We start from the raw sequence: 17,509 nt of genomic DNA, 5'->3' as shown, positions 1-17,509 counted from the left end.
AAGGGCGCAAGTTATGAAAAAGCCATACAAAAACGTGTTTGACAAAAGGCGCAGGGATTTATTGAAAATCTTCGCCGCCGCGGGTATCAGCAAGGGACTGCTGCGGGCCTCGCCGCTGGTCGGGGGCATGATGGCCTCCCGCCTGGCCGAGGCGCAGACCGGCCCCAACAAATCGGTGGTCATCTACGTGCCCGACGGCGCCCTGCCGGAGCACTGGTATCCGAACGGCGACCTGACCAGTTTCGGGGCCATGTCCCAGCCCTACAGCACCGTCGCCAGCGAGTGCAACTTCCTCAGAAGCATGAGTCACCACCGCGGCGGCCACGGCGTCATGCCCACCATCATCAACAACAGCTGGGGCGGCGACAGTTTCGACGTGAACATGGGCAGAATCCTCGGCGAGAACCTGCCGTTCACCTATGTCAACCTGGGCGTGCACAGCAATGGCAAAGGCGTTCTGACCAAGGACAATGGCTCGGATGTGCCGTTTGAAGACAACCCCTTCAACGCCTTCAACCGGTTGTTCGGGAATCTGCAGGCCGGCGGCGGCGACCCCAAGCTGAACGCGGTGGACGCGCACCTGGATGCGGTCAACGCCCTGAAAACAAAACTGGGCACTTACGAACAACAGCGCCTCGATTCTCATTTGACGGCGATCGAGGAAACCCAGCGGCGCCTGCAGGAACTGGGCGGTGGTGGCATGTCTTGCGCGGCCGCCAGCCCACCGGCCGAATTCCCGATTGAATTTTCCACCTTTCAACAACAGGCGGAATTGCAGGCGGATATCATCGCCCTGGCGCTGGAGTGTAATTTCACCGCCTCCTGCTCCCTGGCGCTGGGCAACGACGGTGCCGAGTTCACTCTGCCCTACCTGGATTTCCAGAACACCTATCACTCATCCATCCATGGCGGCAACGACGGCGACCCCACCTACCCCCACTACCGGGAGACTCGGGCCCACCTGAGCAGCCTGTCAGCATCACTGATTGGCCGCCTGCGGGACCGCGGCATACTCGACAGCACCATCGTCTGCGAGGTCACCGATATGGGCAACGGCGACGCCCACAGCAACAGCGACATTCCGTTGATCATGGCCGGCGGCGGCGGCGCCATACAGCGCGGCGTATCCAATGCCGGCGGCGCTTCGTATACGCCGCTGCATCAGATACACACGGCGGCGGTAGCTTTGCAGGCCCACCAGCACCCACTCTACCAGGGCTATCAGAGCGAAGTGATTCCGGGGGTTTTGACCTGAATATGTTCGGGGATAAAACTGCGAAGGTTATTGCGCTGGCTTTGGCAATCACCTACCTGAACGGATGCTCGGAATCCGGGCGGGAATCCTCGCCACAGGCGCGGCTCAACGATACCGGCATCACCTGGGGCGCCAATTATCCCAGGGGCGTCAATAGCGATTGCACCGCAATCATTGACTTCGAGCGATCGCCCGGCGGGGAATCCGTGGCGGGTGATATCCTCAGTCAGCAGGACTGCAACCAGGGACGGGACACCGCCACCGGCAAGAGCGCCGATGGCGCGACCGGCTTCGCCTATCGCAAGATCGGGGCCGGGGGCGAACCGTTGCCTGCGGACGCGCAGAGTTGGCACTGTGTGCTGGATGAAATCTCCGGGCTGGCCTGGGAAGTCAAACAGCCGGGCGACGGCGTCTACGGCAACCGCGGACGCCACGACGCCGACGATGTGTTCACCTGGTACAACCCGGACAAAAGCGCCAACGGCGGCGCCATCGGCGACTGGAACAGCCGCTACGCGCAGTGCACAGGCTACGTCCAAGGCCAGCCAGCCACCTACTGCAATATCGAGGAATTCGTCAGCCGCATCAACCGGCGGGGCCTGTGCGGCTTCAATGACTGGCGTGTACCGACCCTGGACGAACTCTCCGGCCTGGTGAACTTCGGGCGCAACGCCCCCGCCATCGACACCACCTATTTTCCCAACACCAAAGACGGTTTTTACTGGAGCCATTCGCCGGACGCCGAATTGCAACAGAGGGCCTGGGCGGTCAACTTTCAGTTCGGCTACTCCGCGCCCATGCCGCGGGACAACGGCCGCCATATCAGGTTGGTCAGGGATTGGGCGGACGGGCCCGGGAAAAGCGAACCCAACCCGGCTTCGGTACCGCCGCTGTCGGCGGCTCCGGCGCCGGCCGCTCAGGGCTGCAACAGCGAACAGATCCCGGCCTCGGCACCCACCTCCCGCTATCGACAACAGGACGACGGTTCTGTTGCCGACACCGAAACGGGCCTGATCTGGCGCGCCTGCCGAATATTCGCGAGCTGGGCAGCCTGCTCGAACTGCAATGTGCGGGACCGGCGATCAACCGCGTGCTTTTCTCCAACGCCGCCTCAACGGACGTCTGGTCCTCGTCACCGTCCAATTTCCATACCCACTATTCCTGGTATGTGGATTTCGCAACCGGCGCGCTCACCTACGGCGAACGGGAAAAACCCAAAGCCATCCGCCTGGTGCGCGACGCCCAGTAAAAAACCGCCCTGTCCGCAATGGAACAAGATACTAAAGGCCATCCAAGCGGGTGGCCTTTTCTTTTTGTAGGGAAGGTACCGGTGGTCCCCGGACTTGTGAAATTAATAAGCATCCTTACAATAAGCGCCCTTAAGAGCGGCGCTACCCGGTCCGCCGTACCATCCGGATTTCATCCAGGGCTTCCATGCATACAACCGACACAGAGGCGCAGCTGGGCTTTGAACTGCATACCGCCGCCCGCCTGTTGAAACGCAACTTTGATCGCCGCGCCAAGGCGCACGGTATGACCCGCTCGCGCTGGCAGGTGCTGTGGATGCTGAATAAAGAGCAGGGCCTGAAGCAGGCGGAAATCGCCGAGCGTATGGATGTGGCACCCATCACTCTGGCGCGTCAGATCGATCAGTTGGAGCAGGAGGGGCTGGTGGAACGGCGGCCAGATCCACAGGATCGGCGTTGTTTCCGGGTGTTTCTTACCCCGGCGGCGGAGCCGGTGCTGGTTATCCTGCGCGGCCTGGCCGGTGAGGTGCGGGACGAGGCGCTGGCGGGGATCTCCGCTGAAGAACTGGAACAACTGACCAATTTATTGAGCCGGATTCGGGAAAACCTGAGTCGTGAGGAGGTAGTGAGTGGCTAATGCAGAGGGCAGGGCATTGGGGAATATCAACAAGCGCACGTTGGGCTTTGCCGCGGGGATTCTGGCGGCGGCCGCAGTGACAGCCTGGTGTATCTGGGGCGGTGCTGGCCGCGTACACACTGAGAACGCCTACGTAAAAGCCGACAAACTGTCGCTGGCACCGGAGGTGAGCGGTATCGTCGCCGAGGTCATGGTGAAAGCGAACCAGGCGGTGAGTAAAGGGGATGTTCTGGTAAAGCTGGATGACACCCCGTTTCGTCTCGCTGTCGCGGAAGCCGAAGCGCATCTGGCGCAGATGAAAAACCAGATTCACGCGCGCCAGGCAGAATACGCCGAAGCGGAGGCAGCTTTGGCCCAGGCTCAGGAAGACGCCGATTATTACCGCCGTCAGTTGGGGCGCAACGAGAAGCTGGGTAAGGTGGCGCTGTCGGAAGCGCAGCTGGATGAATCCCGTCAGATGCTCAAGCAGGCGAGCGCCAAGATCGCCATCAATACTGAGAAGCTCGCCAGCCTGCGCGCAGAACTGGGCGGCAACTCCCGGGTGCCGCTGGAACAGCAGGCGGATGTGATGGTGGCCCAGGCGCAGTTGGACAAGGCGCGCTATCAGCTGTCGCGCACACGCATTGTTGCCCCGGTTTCCGGTGTGATTGCCAACGACGCGCCGCAAGTTGGCGAAATGGCGCCGGCGGGGATGGCCGTGGTGAGCATGCTGGATACCGAGGCGATGTGGATCGAGGCCAACCTGAAAGAAACCCAACTGGAAAAAGTCCGCGCTGGTCAGCAGGCGGAGGTCTCGGTGGATGCCTACCCCGGCGTGAAATTCCAGGCTCTGGTGGCGAGTCTCGCTGCCGCCAGTGGCAGTGAATTCGCGCTGATCCCACCGCAGAACGCCAGTGGTAACTGGGTGAAGGTGGTACAGCGGGTGCCGGTGCGTCTGCGTTTATTGCCCAGTGATCATTCTCGCAAAAACTACACGCCGATACTGCGTGCGGGCATGAGTGCCGAGGTGGAGATTGATATCTCCGAAGACCACAAACTGGTGTCTGCCCGCGCCAACGGTGCCGGTGATGGCGACAGCCGGATCGTGCTCTGAACATGAGTGCGGGGGAAGTAAACTCTGGTTCTGGCACTGGTTCTACGCCTGCAGCACTACCGGAGCTGGCGCAGCGCCAGAAGGCATCTGGTGGTGAGCTGATGATCACCGTCAGCATCATGCTGGCGACTATCATGCAGGTGCTGGATACCACCATCGCCAACGTGGCGCTGCCGCATATGCAGGGTAGCCTCAGTGCCAGCAGTGACCAGATCACCTGGGTGCTCACTTCGTATATTGTTGCCGCGGCCATCATGACGCCGCCGGTGGGCTATCTCACCCAGCGTTTCGGGCGCCGGCAGATATTCCTGTGGTCCGTGGGCGGATTCACCCTCGCGTCCATGCTGTGCGGCCAGGCCAGCAGCCTGAATGAAATGATCCTGTGGCGCCTGCTGCAGGGTGTGTTCGGTGCTTCTCTGGTGCCGCTGTCCCAGGCTACGCTGCTCGATACCTATCCCAAAGAAAAACACGCGTCCGCCATGAGTATCTGGGGCGTGGGGGTGATGATCGGCCCGATTCTGGGGCCGACCCTGGGCGGCTGGCTGACCGAGTACTATTCCTGGCGCTGGGTGTTCTACATCAATGTCCCCTTCGGCATTCTGTCGATGCTCGGGATCTATTTCTGTGTACCGGAAAGCGAAACCCGTAAACAACGTTTTGACATCCTTGGTTTTGCAATGCTGGCCCTGGCCGTGGGCGCCCTGCAGATGTTGCTCGACCGCGGCGAACAGGTAGAGTGGTTTGAGGCGTTGGAAATCCAGTTCTACGCCATCGCTGCCGCGCTGGGTTTATACCTGTTTGTTCTGCATTCGCGCACCACGGAAAAGCCGTTTATCTCACCGGGACTGTTCCGCGATAAGAACTATGTTTCCGGGCTCGTCTTCATTTTTGTTGTGGGCATTATCCTGCTCGCCACCATGGCATTGCTGCCACCGTTCCTGCAGCAGTGGAAAGGCTATCCGGTCGTCACCACCGGCCTGATCCTCATGCCACGGGGCATCGGCACCATGATCTCGATGATGCTGGTCAGCAAGTTGATGAAACACTTTGATGCGCGCCTGCTGATCCTCGCCGGCATGGGGCTGATTTCATTCTCCCTGTGGGAGATGAGCGGCTTCAATCTGCAGGTGAGCCAGCACGACCTGATCGTCACCGGTATCGTCCAGGGTTTGGGGCTTGGCCTGGTGTTCGTCCCCATTTCCACCCTGGCCTACGTGACCCTGGAACCGCAATACCGCGGCGAGGCCACGGCACTGTTCAGCCTGTCGCGTAACCTGGGCAGTAGCATCGGGGTATCGATCGTGATGGCGGCATTGACCCGCAACCTGTGGATCAATCAGCAGCAGCTGGGTGAGCGGGTGCAGTTACCGGTGGGTATGCTGAATGGCCTTCCTTCTGCAGACACCATCGGTGCATTGCCGGTAGCGGTTATGGATGAGGTGGCCCGTCAGGCGGCGGAGATTGCCTACGTGAATGATTTCCACATGTTGATGTGGATCAACATTCTCGCGATGCCGTTGGTGTTTTTGTTGTCTAATCCGGATCGTAAAACGTAACGGTATTCGAACCGCGCTCGGAAGTGTAGTGGGAAGGCCCTGATAGCGGAAACTTGCTTGCGGGACCGTCTGCGGCCTGGATGGCCGCAGACGAACCCCCATGGATGGGCTTACGGCGTGCCCCGCAAGCAGGGCCGCCACGACGTTATTTCAAAACCGCCGGACTCGGAGTTACTTCACCGGATACCAGGACTGCGTCCGGTAAAAGAAACCGAGATAGCCGCGCACCATCAGCTTGCCGTCTTCTTCCCAGAATTTGCAGTCGTAGATCTTGCCTTTTACGGGGTCGAGAATTTGTCCGCCCTCGTACTCATCCCCTTTCTTCACCATACCGGTGATGATATCCATGCCGACAATTTTCTGCCCCTTGCGCGGGCCCGGGCAGGCCTCACAAACCGTATCGTCCGGCTTCGTCAGCAGATCCACCACTCGGCCGTAATACTTTCCGCCCTTTTCGTAAATCTCCACGATCGATTTGGCCTGGCCAGTTTCATCATCGATCGTCTTCCAGCGACCCACCACATCCGCAAACGCGAATTGGGCAAACAGGAGGCTGGTGAAAGCAATCAGGAAAATTTTCATCAGTTTCATCGTAGTTACCATCGCTAGGAAAGATGTGTGACCATACCATTAATTTGGGTCAGCGCCCGCCCGGGACTTCACATTCAGTGTAGTTGCTGCCCGAGTCAGTGGATTGGACTCCCCCGCGCTGTCGCTGTGATCGCCCCGGAACTATGGGATAATCCCCGAAATAACGCGCCAACCTTCAAATAACCCGGCGTAAAAACAACTGCCCGAAAGAGCTTGTTATAATGGATAGCCCCAGGCATGCCCTGACAGTAGATAACGTCATCTTCGGACTGGACGACGGCGAACTCAAAGTGTTGACCGTCAAGTATGGCGAAGGCAAAAGTAGTGGACGCTGGGCGCTGCCCGGCGACTGGCTGCAATCGCAGGAAACACTTGAGCAGGCCGCGAGCCGTGTATTGCTCGACCGTACCGGGGTGAAAGACATCTATCTTGAACAATTGCACACCTTCAGTGCCCTCGACCGCCACCCCGGCGAGCGCATCATCACTGTCGCCTTTTATGCGCTGGTGCGATCCGATGCCCACGTACTGTCGGAAGGCCATGACAATATGGAAGCGCGCTGGGTAAATGTACGCGAAACTCCCGGGTTGATCTACGACCACAGCGAAATCCTCGACATTGCCCTCGCGCGCCTCAAGCACAAGGTGCGCCACGAACCCATTGGTTTCAACCTGTTGCCGGAAAAGTTCACCCTGCTGGAACTGCAGCGGCTTTACGAGGCAATACTCGACACCAAGCTGGACAAGCCCAATTTCCGGCGCAAAATGATGAAGATGAACCTGCTGGTGTCCACCGATGAAAAGCAGTCCGGCGTAAGTTACCGCGCTGCCAACCTCTACCGGTTTGATCGAAAAGTTTATAACGAACTTACCGAGCAGGGTTTCGTATTTGAGGTGTAGACGGTTGAGGTGCGAGACCTGAGCAAAAAAAACCCGGGCAGTGCCCGGGCCAGCTCAACAGTGAGAAAGTCAGTGGGAGAGAGAGTGCGCCCCTGACTGCAGGACAGCGGCGCCTCGGTGAAAATAAAAAGCTATAGCGGTCGTTTACGTCTCAGCTCTGGTTTTCTTCATAGGAGAAGAAGTCAAAATCCGCCGGGCAGTCCGCACCGGAAATATCCTGACAACACATACCCACAAAGGCACCGGTAAAACTGGCGCCTTCACCGCGCCCGGCCTCATCGGAAACAATACTGTAATCCAGCGTATCGCCCACCGGCTGCCAGTTTTCCCCGTCGGTGGACCAGCTGAACACCAGCTCCGCAAAGCGCACTTCCGCACGCAGGTAAATCGGCGCATTCTCCGGTACCGGCACTACGCGTTCGCTGCCGGAGCCGTAGTTACCCAGCGGATATTCCAGGTCCGTCACCTCGCCGTCGCTATGGCTCATGATGCCAATGTGTTTTCCGTGGTCATCATCGTGAGAAATGTACAGATGGTGGAATTTCTGTCCGTTGTAGTAGCACACCAGTCCGGCCATCTGCTGGAAAGTCTGCGGCTCAAACGCCACACAGGTGGTGGCGGTGAAGCAGAAAGCCTCCTGGCGACGGGCGATGAGTGCGGTCTCGAATTGGTTACCGATGGACTGTTTGCCGTACAGACGCAAGTGCCCCGGGCGATCCGTCAGGCTGTAGAAGTTTTCCGGGAAGGGCGTGCGCAACCACTGGTAATGATCCGGCAGTTCCGTACTGTCAAACTCATCCCTTGCCGGGGCTTGTGGCCACGGGTGTGGCGGCAGGTCCGGTGCATCCACCACTGCCTGCGGTTGATTATTGCCGTGGCTGAGTCTCAGCCAGCCGTCCTCACTCCACTCCGCGCGCTGGATTGACGTCTCGCGTCCCAGAGGGCTGCGCTTGAGACCAGGCAGCGGTCTTGTGGACAAGTGCACCGCGAAGATCTCACCGTTGGGGGTTTCCACAATATCGCCGTGACCGGAGCGCTGTAGCGCCAGGTCCGGGTTATCCACAGACGTCAGGAAGTAGCCGTTGGGATCGACTTCGTATGGGCCCTCGATATTTCTTGCGCGCGCAAACGTCATCCGGTGTTCATAACCGGTGCCGCCCTCGGCGGTGAGCAGGTAGTAGTAACCATTGCGACGATAGATATGCGCCGCCTCGGTAAGACCGGCTTCGGTACCGCGAAAAATATTGGTGATCGGTCCCACGAGTTTGCCGGCTTTGGGGTCAAATTCCTGCAGCAGGATACCGCCAAACGGATTTTTGCCGGGGCGATGGTCCCACACCATATTCATAAACCACTTGCGACCATCGTCATCGTGAAACAGAGATGGATCAAAACCGCTGCTGTTCATATACAGCGGATCGCTCCATTCGCCGTCCACCGTGTCGCAGGTGGTGATGTAATTGTGCGCGTCCTTGAAGCTGCCGTTGAAGCGTTTTACGTCGGTAAACACCAGGTAAAACTTGCCGTCGCTGTAGGACAGGCAGGGCGCCCAGACACCACAGGAATCCGCGTTGCCGCGCATATCCAGTAGTGCCTTGCGATTCAGCGGGCGCGACACCAGCCGCCAGTTGACCAGATCCTTGGAATGGTGAATCTGAACGCCGGGGTACCACTCGAACGTGGAGGTGGCGATGTAGTAGTCGTCACCCACGCGTACGATGGAAGGATCCGGGTTAAAGCCTTTTAAGATTGGATTGTTCATCTCGTCCTTACTTCGAAAGAATGTTCAGTTGGGTCTCGATTAGTTCGGTGATGGGGCCGGTTTGGTGTCAGCTTTGGATTCAGTCTCAATCGCCTCGGTCATGCCCGCTGCGATAAATGCGTTGCTCAGGCGGTAGCGACGGAAGATGATCATTGTGATCAGAGTACAGATCACCGGCCCCGCGGCATAAATCAGCACGATGCCATTGAGGGTGCGCTCGCTCTGTTCCGTATTGGGCACATAGTCGAAATATCCCAGCAGCCAACCCGCACAGGCACCGCCAAAGGCGAGCCCCAGTTTCAGTGCCATCAGGTGGCCGGAATAGGCCATCGCCATTTTTTTCGGGTGCCCTTTACGTGCGTAGTAGTCCACTGTGTCTGGCACCATGGAAAACACCAGCGGAATCGCGATCATGTGGACAAAGTTGGCAGCCATGGCCATGGCCAGTGCCAGATACACCTGGTCTCTCCCCAGAGGCAGCAGCGCGACATGGGTCACTACCACACCGATCATGGACCAGTTGAACAGGCGCACTTTGCAGAATTTCTTGGTGAGGAAGTTGGTGCTGATGGCCCCGAGTACGCCTGCCAGCATTGGCAGGGTGACGAACATGCTCACCAGGTTTTCCGACTGGAAATAGTAGGTCACATAGTAGGGCGTGACTGCACCGCGCATGGCCACCAGCACCAGCAGGAAGAAGGTGGCCGCGGCGATGACCGCCCATTGGCTATTGCGGAACAGATTGAAAAAATCGAGCGCGAAGTTTTTGCTCTGGTTTTCCTGCGGTTCCGGTTCTACCCGTTCGCGGGTGGACCAGAAGCAGACAAAGAAGCACAGTGCCGCGATACTCGCCATCACCGCCATCGCCATCTGGTAACCAAAAACCTTGTCGCCCTGGCCCAGCAGATTGACCAGCGGCAGTGTCGCTGCGGAGACCAGTGCGCCCCCCACCATGGCCATGGCAAACCGGTACGACTGGATCGAAGCGCGCTCGGCCGTGTCTTCGGTGATCACCCCGCCGAGGGCGGAGTAGGGAATGTTGATCGCGGTGTAGACCGTCATCAGCAGGGTATAGGTGATATAGGCGTAGACCAGCTTGCCATTGTCACCCAGGTCTGGGGTGGTGAATGCCAGTACCGCCAGCCCGGCGTAGGGCAGAGCCATGATCAGCAGGAAGGGGCGGTAGCGTCCCCAGCGTGTGCGGGTGCGGTCTGCGATACCGCCGACCAGCGGGTCGGTGATGCCATCAAAGATGCGCACCACCAACATCAGCGTGCCCGCGGCGGCGGCGGAGATGCCGAAGACATCGGTGTAGAACACCAGCAGGAAGTTGATGACCACCTGAAACACGATATTGCTGGCTGTGTCTCCGAGGCCGTAGCCGATTTTCTCGCGGATACTGATCGCTGAGGGTTGCATGGGTTTTCTCTCTGGCTCTTATTGTTATCGCTATTCGCACCGTATGCCTGCTGATCACTTGGTGATGTGAGACGGACGGCAGCAAACAGAGGGGTTTTTCGTTTCGCTTATTAGTTTTCACTTTTTGCGAATTTTTATACTGGCGTTTGCCGGTTATTAATAATAGTCTGGTTGACTATAACACAGCGGCAGGGGCTGTCTAGTGGCCCCGGGTCTGTGTTGTGCCAGAAAGGTTAAAAAATAAACAGAACAAGAGGAAGGAAATCGCGATGAATGGTGACAGACGACAGTTTCTGCGCAACTCCCTGGCCGCAGCAGGTGCCGGCCTGGTCCTGGGTACCGCAGGCCCCCGCTCATTGCTGGCAGCGGCCACCACGCCGCCTCAGTCAGGTCTGGCGGGGCTGTTCGCGCCGGACTTCGCCGTTGGCACGGCGCTCTCCAATACGACCCTGCTGGGTCAGAATCCGTCACTGGAATCACTGGTGGCGCGGGAGTTCAGCGCAATCACCGCGGAAAACGCGATGAAGTGGGAAGAGATTCATCCCACTGCCGACAGCTGGGATTGGCAGCGCGCCGACTACTTTGTGGAGTACGGTCAGCGCACCGGTATGTACACCATCGGTCACACGTTGGTATGGCATTCGCAAATGCCGGAGTGGGTATTTATCGACCAAGACGGCAAGCCGCGCCCTAAGGCGGTGGTACAAAAGGCCATGGAGGAGCATATCGCCGCGGTAGCCGGCCGTTACCGGGGGCGGATCCAGGCCTGGGACGTGGTAAATGAAGCGGTTACCGACGATGGCAAGTGGCGTGAGAGCCACTGGTACAACACCTTTGGTGAAGACTACTTCTCCCGTGCTTTCCACCTCGCCCGGGAGGTCGACCCGAAGGCAGAACTGCTGTACAACGACTACAACATGACCATACCGGCCAAGCGGGATTTTGCCCTGGCGCAGATTCAGAAGTTCCGCAAGCAGGGGATGCCAATTGAGGGCGTTGGTATGCAGGCCCATGTCCACCTGAGCGAGCCCGAAATTGCGAAACTGGAAGCCAGTATCGAGGCTATCGCGGCTGCGGGTCTCGAGGTGCATATCACCGAGCTGGAAGTGGATGTATTGCCGAAGGCGTACGATTACATGGGCGCGGAGATCTCTACCAATTTCGAATACTCCGACGAACTCAACCCGTTCAGAGATGGATTACCGCAGAAGGTCGCCGATCAATTGGCGGCGCGTTACGAGTCGTTGTTCAATCTATTTTTGAAGCACAAGGACAAGATTCGTCGGGTTTCTCTCTGGGGGACCACCGATGCGGAATCCTGGAAGAATGATTGGCCGGTGGTTGGGCGGACCAACTATCCGCTGATCTTTGATCGTGAGGGACGGCCCAAAGAGGCTTATTACTCGGTAGCCGGGCTTAAGGGGGAGTCCAGGTCCGGTTGATTGGTGCTTCGGTTATGGTTTCGTGGCGGCGCCGCTACCGGGGGCAGCTTTGCGAGACACGCCGTGTACCCATCCCTGGGGGCTCGGCTGCGGCCGTCCTGGCCGCAGACGGTCTCGCAAAGCTGCCCCCGGTATCGACGCCTTCGCAAAAAACTTCAACTTACTTTTGAAGTCGTGAAAGCACGTTCGTGACAAATAGCAGAGTCGAAAGCCCCACGTGAAGGCGGAGTGCTGGGGATTGGTTTTCAAAAGCGTCGGAAACAGGGACGTTTCCGACGCAGCCTACAGGGATGTATGCATGGCGGTTTTGAAAACCAATACCCAGTGCGCCGACGCCACAAACCGAGAACAAAGGGGGCCACAAAACAAGAACATAAAAATCAAGTCAGCTACGAAGAGCAGCTAATGGGCAGATGCTTCCCAGATTCGGGCGGAACCCCAGCCCAACTCTCAAACTCCGGATGCTCATCAAACGGCGACTGGAGCAACATGAATAACGTTTCAAAAGGCGCGTAATCGCCAGCCTCTGCCGCCTCAATCACCTGCTGCACCAGATAATTCCGCAAAACAAACTTCGGATTTACCCGCAACATCGCACGGCTGCGTTCTGCCGGTGTTACCGACTCCCTCTGCAAGCGCTGGTCGTAGTGACTCAACCACTGTCCCAGGTTCTCATGCTGCCCCGGCGCGACCAGTGATTCCAGACTGGCGGCGGGACGTTCCCCCTGGTAACGGGACAACGCGCGGAAAAACGCCGAATAATCCACACGTCCATCGTCCAGCACCTGTAGCAGATCCGCGCACAACTGCTGATCGCCTTCCTCTTCAGTCGCCAGGCCCAACTTCGCCCGCATCCGCGTCGCGTAAAAATCAATAAGCAGTGGCTGAAAATCTCCCAGGCAGCTCTTCAGGGTTTCCGTATCCAGCAGTGAGGAAAACCCATGGGCCAACGCATTCAGATTCCACAACACTACCCCGGGCTGGGCATCAAAGGCATAGCGCCCCGTATGATCCGAGTGATTGCAGATAAAGCCGGGCTCGTAATCGTCCAGAAAACCGTACGGGCCGAAATCGAACGTATCACCGATGATCGACATGTTGTCGGTATTCAACACCCCGTGGGCGAAACCCACAGATTGCCAGCCCGCCGCCATCTCCGCGCTGCGTTTTACCGTAAAACGCAACAGCGCCTCCGCCTGCTCCTGTACCGGCTTGTCGGCTACCTCCGGCAGAAACTGCGCACACACATGCTCCACCAGCTTGTGCTGCGCTTCCAGCTGACGGGTATAGAACAGATATTCAAAATGGCCAAAGCGGATATGGGTTTCCGCGACGCGGATCAGTGCTGCACCGGTTTCCATTTTCTCCCGCGCCACCGGCGTTTTACTGTCGACGAGACAGAGCGCGCGGGTGCTGCGGATACCCAGTGCGGTCAGCGCCTCACCGGCGAGGTACTCGCGAATGGTGGAGCGCAACACCGCGCGGCCGTCGCCGAAGCGGGAGTAGGGGGTTTTGCCCGCACCCTTGAGGTGGAGATCCCAGAGTCGGCCGTTGTTTTCAATCTCTCCCAGCAATAGCGCACGGCCATCCCCCAGTTCCGGGTTGTAGGCGCCGAACTGATGGCCGGTATATTTCATCGCCACGGGTTTGCTGCCGGGCAGCAGGTGTTCACCGGTAGTGATTGTTGCCAGCCGCGGATCTTGTGCCGTCTCCGGGGCCAGACCCAGCAGTGAAAGTACAGCCGGGTTCACGTGGATCAGTACCGGATTTTCCAGCGGTGTGGGGGCCGTGGGGGTGCCGAATACCGGGCCGAGATCGGCGTAGCGATGTTGAAGACGGATGTCGTCGAGCGTGCGGTTGCTGTCAGTCACGGGCTGCTCAAGGTCAGGGAAATGTTTTTATCTGCCCAGCAATCGACTTCCATATTCAGCAGGTCTTCGATCGCGGGGTTCTGGTATAGCCAGTCTGCGGAGACGGTCATGCAATAACCGGGGCCATCGGCGCTCAGTTGCAGATCATCGATACTGCGATCGACATGATCCCGGTGCACGATGCACGCCAGCCGCAGGCACATTAACAGGTCGCTATCGGGGTGGAAACCGTAGTGCTCCCGTGCTGCTTTGATGTCACCGCGCTGGTTGCGTACCAGATAGGCCAGGTTTTCCTGCTCCCCTTTGCCGAACCCCGCGAGATCTGCGTGTTCGATCATGTAAGCGCCAAGTTTTCGGAAGCTGCTGTGGGAAAGCGCCAGTCCGATTTCGTGCAGATCGGCGGCCCAGCGCAGCAGGCGACGATCGCCAACCGGCGTATGCGGATTTAACTGGCCGAGAAACTGCAGGGCCGTATTGGCAACCCTCTGGGCCTGTTCGGGATCGATCTGCCAGCGTTCCATCAGTGCCGCAATGGTATCTGCGCGGCGGTCGCCACCGCGCTGCCGGCCGGCGAGGTCGTGGACAATCCCCTCGCGAATGGCATACGGGGATACATGCATTTCACGAATATCCAGTTCACGGAAAATGGCGTGGAGGATCGCGAGCCCGGCGGCAAACACCGGTCGGCGCTCGGGATCCAGATGGGGAAGTTCCAGGCTTTCAATGGTCTTGCAGGCGGCGACCTTGTCGGCGAGGTCATCGAGGTCATCGCGCAGGATGGGGTCAAGTTTACCCTCATTCAGTACCCGTGCGACGGACTTCACGGTACCGGACGCGCCGACCACCAGGGCGTCATCCGCCAGGTGTTGCAGCTCTTGCAGCTCAGCCTGTGCTGCGCGGCGGGCGCGAATGAAGTGATTGTGCTTGCCGCTGTCGATTTTACCGCTGTCGAAAAAGCGTCGACTGTAGGCGACGCAGCCCATATTCAGGCTTTGCAGTAATCGGGGTGTTTCAATACCGCGCACCAGCTCAGTGGAGCCGCCGCCGATATCTACCACACAGCGCAGGGTGGGCTCGCCTTCCGCCGCCGCCATCACGCCGGAGTAAATCAGGCGCGCTTCCTCGATGCCGCTGATGATCTCCACCGGTACGCCGAGGATGGATTCCGCCGCTTCCAGGAAACCGTCGGCATTTTCCGCCGCGGCGCGCAGGGTGTTGGTCCCCACGACGCGCACATTCTCCGCGGGAAGGTCCTGTAGTACGGGACTGAAGCGGCGCAATGCTTCCAGCGCCCGTTCTGCAACCTCGGGGGCCAGATTGCGTTCGGCATCGAGCCCCGCGGCCAGGCGAACCATGGCGCGATCGGTGTGCAGACGCACCATGCGCTCGTCGCGAAACTCTGCCAAAAGCAGGTGAAAACTGTTGGACCCAAGGTCCAGGGCGGCGTAGCGCTCTGCTGGCTGATCGGCTGTCATCATTCTGGCTGTAAAAATCGTGTAACAAAAATGTAGCAAACTGGGCGACGATCGCCTATGGCTAAATATGGCACCATGATATTGAGGAGTCCCTGCATGGAAGACGTGGTTGCGGTGCCGGCTGGTTCGACCCGGCGCACCGGCGGCGCCCCTGAGCGTAAAAAGAATCCCGACTCACCAACGACAGTAGCTGCATCCAGTATGGCAAAAGAATTTCCGGTCTTTCCCAAAGAGTTGAGCTGGCTTTCATTCAACGCGCGTGTCTTGCAGGAAGTGGAAGACAAAAACGTGCCGATTATTGAACGGGTTCGCTTTCTTGGCATCTTCTCCAGCAATCTGGATGAATTCTACCGGGTTCGGGTTGCCGATGTACGGCGCCTTGCAACCTTTGCCAAGGGCAGCAGGAAGAAAGAGCACTTCTCCACCTTGCTGGCCAGTATCAATGAAAAGGTGATGCAGTTACAGACCCGTTTTGGCAATGCTTATAACCAGGTGCTGAAAGATCTGGGTGCGCATAATATCCAACTGATCAATGAAAGCCAGCTCACCGAAAATCAGCGCGCCTATGTGGAGGAGTACTTTCACCGCGAGGTGCTGCCGGAGCTGGAACCCTTCTTTATCGACGACCGGGATACCATGCCGCTGCTAAATGAAGCGCGTATCTATTTTGGTATCTATCTCGAGCTGGAAGATGGCAGCCTGCGTTTTGCGGGGCTGGAGATTCCTACTGATATTCTTCCGCGATTTATTCCGATACCACACCGCGATGGGGTGCGGGAGAAAGTTTATATCGTGCTCGACAATGTTATCCGGGCCTGCCTGGTTGATGTGTTCCGTCATGTGCTGCCAATCGAAAAGGCGATGGCATTCACCTTCAAGATCAGCCGCGACGCGGAGCTGGAGCTGGGCGAACATGTAACCCAGAACATCGTTGACCGCGTGGCTAAATCGCTCAAGAAACGTGCCCAGGCGGAGCCGGTACGGCTGGTGTACGATGCAGCGACCCCGGAAGTGCTGTTGGAACTGATCAAGAAAAAACTCAGGATGGGGCGCTACGACAGCTATACCCCCGGTGGGCGCTACCACAATTCCAAAGACTTCATGAGTTTCCCTGCGGACCATAAAGCGCATACCTACCGGCCCAGAAGCCCGCTGCCCACCCTGCCGGATGCAGCGAACATTTTTGAGTGGATGGACGAAGAAGACCGCCTCTGCTACTACCCGTATCACGACTTTCGCGTGATCACCAAATTACTCGCCTCTGCGGCCATTGATCCCAAGGTCAAAGAGATCCGGGTCAACCTTTATCGGGTGGCAAAAAACTCCCGCGTGATTGCGGCGCTGATCAATGCCGTGCGCAATCAGAAGCAGGTTACGGCGGTGGTGGAGTTACAGGCGCGGTTTGACGAGCTGGCCAATATCCACTGGTCCAATGAATTGCGGGATGCGGGCGTCGAGGTTATTTACGGTGTGCCCGGCCTCAAGGTGCACTGCAAGCTGATTTCTATCGTACGTGAGGATGCCGGTAAAACGCGCTACTACAGCCATTTCGGCACCGGTAACTTCAATGAGAGTACTGCACGTTTTTACTGTGACTTCAGCCTGCTGACCAGTGACCGGAAAATGGGGGAGGACGCCTACCGGGTATTCGATTTTATCCGCCAGCCGCATTTGCAGCCGGATTACCACCATATCTGGGTGTCTCCCCATACCAACCGCCCGAGTATCCTGACAGCGATCGAACATGAGATCACCGCCGTTGAAGCGGGAAAACCCGCGGCGATCTTTATCAAATGTAACAACCTGGTGGATCCTGAGATCATCCAGGCGCTATATCGCGCCGGAGAATCGGGGGTAAAAGTCCGTATTATTGTGCGCAGCATGTGCGCTCTGGTAACCGGTGTCTCGGACAATATTCAGGTGATCAGCCTGGTGGATAAATATCTTGAACACGCTCGGGTCTATGTTTTCCACAATATGGGTGACCCCAGTGTCATGTTGTCATCCGCCGACCTGATGACCCGCAACCTGGATCACCGGGTGGAAGTGACGTTTCCAATCACCAGCCCGACCCACCGCCAGACTGTGCTGGATATTCTCGAGTTGCAGTGGCGAGATAACCAGAAGGCGCGGGTTCTTGACAGTAACCAGAGTAATACCCACATAGCCAATCGCAGGAGCAAAAAAACGATGCGCGCTCAAGATGCAATTTATCGTTATCTGAAAAAGCGCGTTTGAGCTGGCTTTTAGGGGCGACTTGAG

General features: G+C 58.1%; 13 protein-coding genes and 1 pseudogene. 9 read left to right on the top strand and 5 right to left on the bottom strand.

The window, feature by feature from the left end:
• Positions 1-13 precede the first annotated feature (13 nt).
• The 6 genes and pseudogenes from LPW13_RS12290 (at position 14) to LPW13_RS12270 (ending at position 5,788) form a co-directional block, all read left to right on the top strand.
• Positions 14-1,255, top strand: coding sequence for a DUF1552 domain-containing protein (locus LPW13_RS12290; protein WP_230435772.1), 1,242 nt, complete (start codon positions 14-16; stop codon positions 1,253-1,255).
• A 2-nt stretch (positions 1,256-1,257) separates the two neighbouring features.
• Positions 1,258-2,079 (top strand): annotated as a pseudogene (locus LPW13_RS18265) (Lcl C-terminal domain-containing protein); the annotation flags it as partial.
• Positions 2,080-2,093: 14 nt separating this feature from the next.
• Positions 2,094-2,504, top strand: coding sequence for an Lcl C-terminal domain-containing protein (locus LPW13_RS18260; RefSeq protein ID WP_377563980.1), 411 nt, complete (start codon positions 2,094-2,096; stop codon positions 2,502-2,504).
• Between the two features lie 185 nt (positions 2,505-2,689).
• Positions 2,690-3,139, top strand: a complete 450-nt coding sequence (locus tag LPW13_RS12280; RefSeq protein ID WP_230435768.1) for a MarR family winged helix-turn-helix transcriptional regulator — start codon at positions 2,690-2,692, stop codon at positions 3,137-3,139.
• Positions 3,132-4,232 carry an HlyD family secretion protein gene (locus tag LPW13_RS12275; protein ID WP_230435766.1) on the top strand — a complete coding sequence of 367 codons (1,101 nt, stop codon included), beginning with the start codon at positions 3,132-3,134 and terminating at the stop codon, positions 4,230-4,232. Before LPW13_RS12280 ends, LPW13_RS12275 begins: the two co-directional genes overlap by 8 nt.
• A gap of 2 nt (positions 4,233-4,234) precedes the next feature.
• The gene (locus LPW13_RS12270; protein WP_230435764.1) at positions 4,235-5,788 is read left to right on the top strand and encodes an MDR family MFS transporter; all 1,554 of its coding nucleotides are present in this window, start codon (positions 4,235-4,237) and stop codon (positions 5,786-5,788) included.
• A 171-nt stretch (positions 5,789-5,959) separates the two neighbouring features.
• Here the strand turns inward: LPW13_RS12270 and LPW13_RS12265 are convergent, their stop codons facing one another.
• A complete protein-coding gene (locus tag LPW13_RS12265) occupies positions 5,960-6,379 on the bottom strand; it encodes a DUF2147 domain-containing protein (RefSeq protein ID WP_230435762.1) in 420 nt (139 codons plus the stop codon).
• A 221-nt stretch (positions 6,380-6,600) separates the two neighbouring features.
• On the opposite strand from LPW13_RS12265, the gene LPW13_RS12260 reads away from it, so the two are divergent.
• A complete protein-coding gene (locus LPW13_RS12260; RefSeq protein ID WP_230435760.1) occupies positions 6,601-7,278 on the top strand; it encodes an NUDIX hydrolase in 678 nt (225 codons plus the stop codon).
• Between the two features lie 151 nt (positions 7,279-7,429).
• On the opposite strand, the gene LPW13_RS12255 is transcribed toward LPW13_RS12260, so the two are convergent.
• On the bottom strand, positions 7,430-9,040 hold the full coding sequence (locus LPW13_RS12255) for a glycoside hydrolase family 43 protein (protein ID WP_230435758.1): 1,611 nt from the start codon (positions 9,038-9,040) through the stop codon (positions 7,430-7,432).
• Between the two features lie 39 nt (positions 9,041-9,079).
• The gene (locus LPW13_RS12250; RefSeq protein WP_230435756.1) at positions 9,080-10,459 is read right to left on the bottom strand and encodes a glycoside-pentoside-hexuronide (GPH):cation symporter; all 1,380 of its coding nucleotides are present in this window, start codon (positions 10,457-10,459) and stop codon (positions 9,080-9,082) included.
• A 269-nt stretch (positions 10,460-10,728) separates the two neighbouring features.
• Between LPW13_RS12250 and LPW13_RS12245 the strand changes: the two genes are divergently transcribed.
• Positions 10,729-11,901, top strand: coding sequence for an endo-1,4-beta-xylanase (locus LPW13_RS12245; protein ID WP_230435755.1), 1,173 nt, complete (start codon positions 10,729-10,731; stop codon positions 11,899-11,901).
• Between the two features lie 389 nt (positions 11,902-12,290).
• Here the strand turns inward: LPW13_RS12245 and LPW13_RS12240 are convergent, their stop codons facing one another.
• Together LPW13_RS12240 and LPW13_RS12235 are read right to left on the bottom strand one after the other, a co-directional pair.
• A complete protein-coding gene (locus LPW13_RS12240; RefSeq protein WP_230435753.1) occupies positions 12,291-13,772 on the bottom strand; it encodes a protein adenylyltransferase SelO in 1,482 nt (493 codons plus the stop codon).
• Positions 13,769-15,250, bottom strand: coding sequence for a Ppx/GppA phosphatase family protein (locus LPW13_RS12235; protein WP_230435751.1), 1,482 nt, complete (start codon positions 15,248-15,250; stop codon positions 13,769-13,771). The genes LPW13_RS12240 and LPW13_RS12235 overlap by 4 nt, the downstream gene beginning before the upstream one ends.
• Before the next feature lie 93 nt (positions 15,251-15,343).
• Here LPW13_RS12235 and ppk1 point away from each other — a divergent pair, with 93 nt between their 5' ends.
• Positions 15,344-17,485: a polyphosphate kinase 1 gene (gene ppk1 / locus LPW13_RS12230; protein ID WP_230435749.1), complete on the top strand. Its 2,142-nt coding sequence runs from the start codon at positions 15,344-15,346 to the stop codon at positions 17,483-17,485.
• The last annotated feature ends 24 nt before the right edge of the window (positions 17,486-17,509 follow it).

This window comes from Microbulbifer celer (assembly GCF_020991125.1).
Lineage (GTDB): Bacteria > Pseudomonadota > Gammaproteobacteria > Pseudomonadales > Cellvibrionaceae > Microbulbifer > Microbulbifer celer.
Note: the sequence above shows the minus strand (reverse complement) of the source record. Positions and strands in the feature narration are given on the sequence as shown.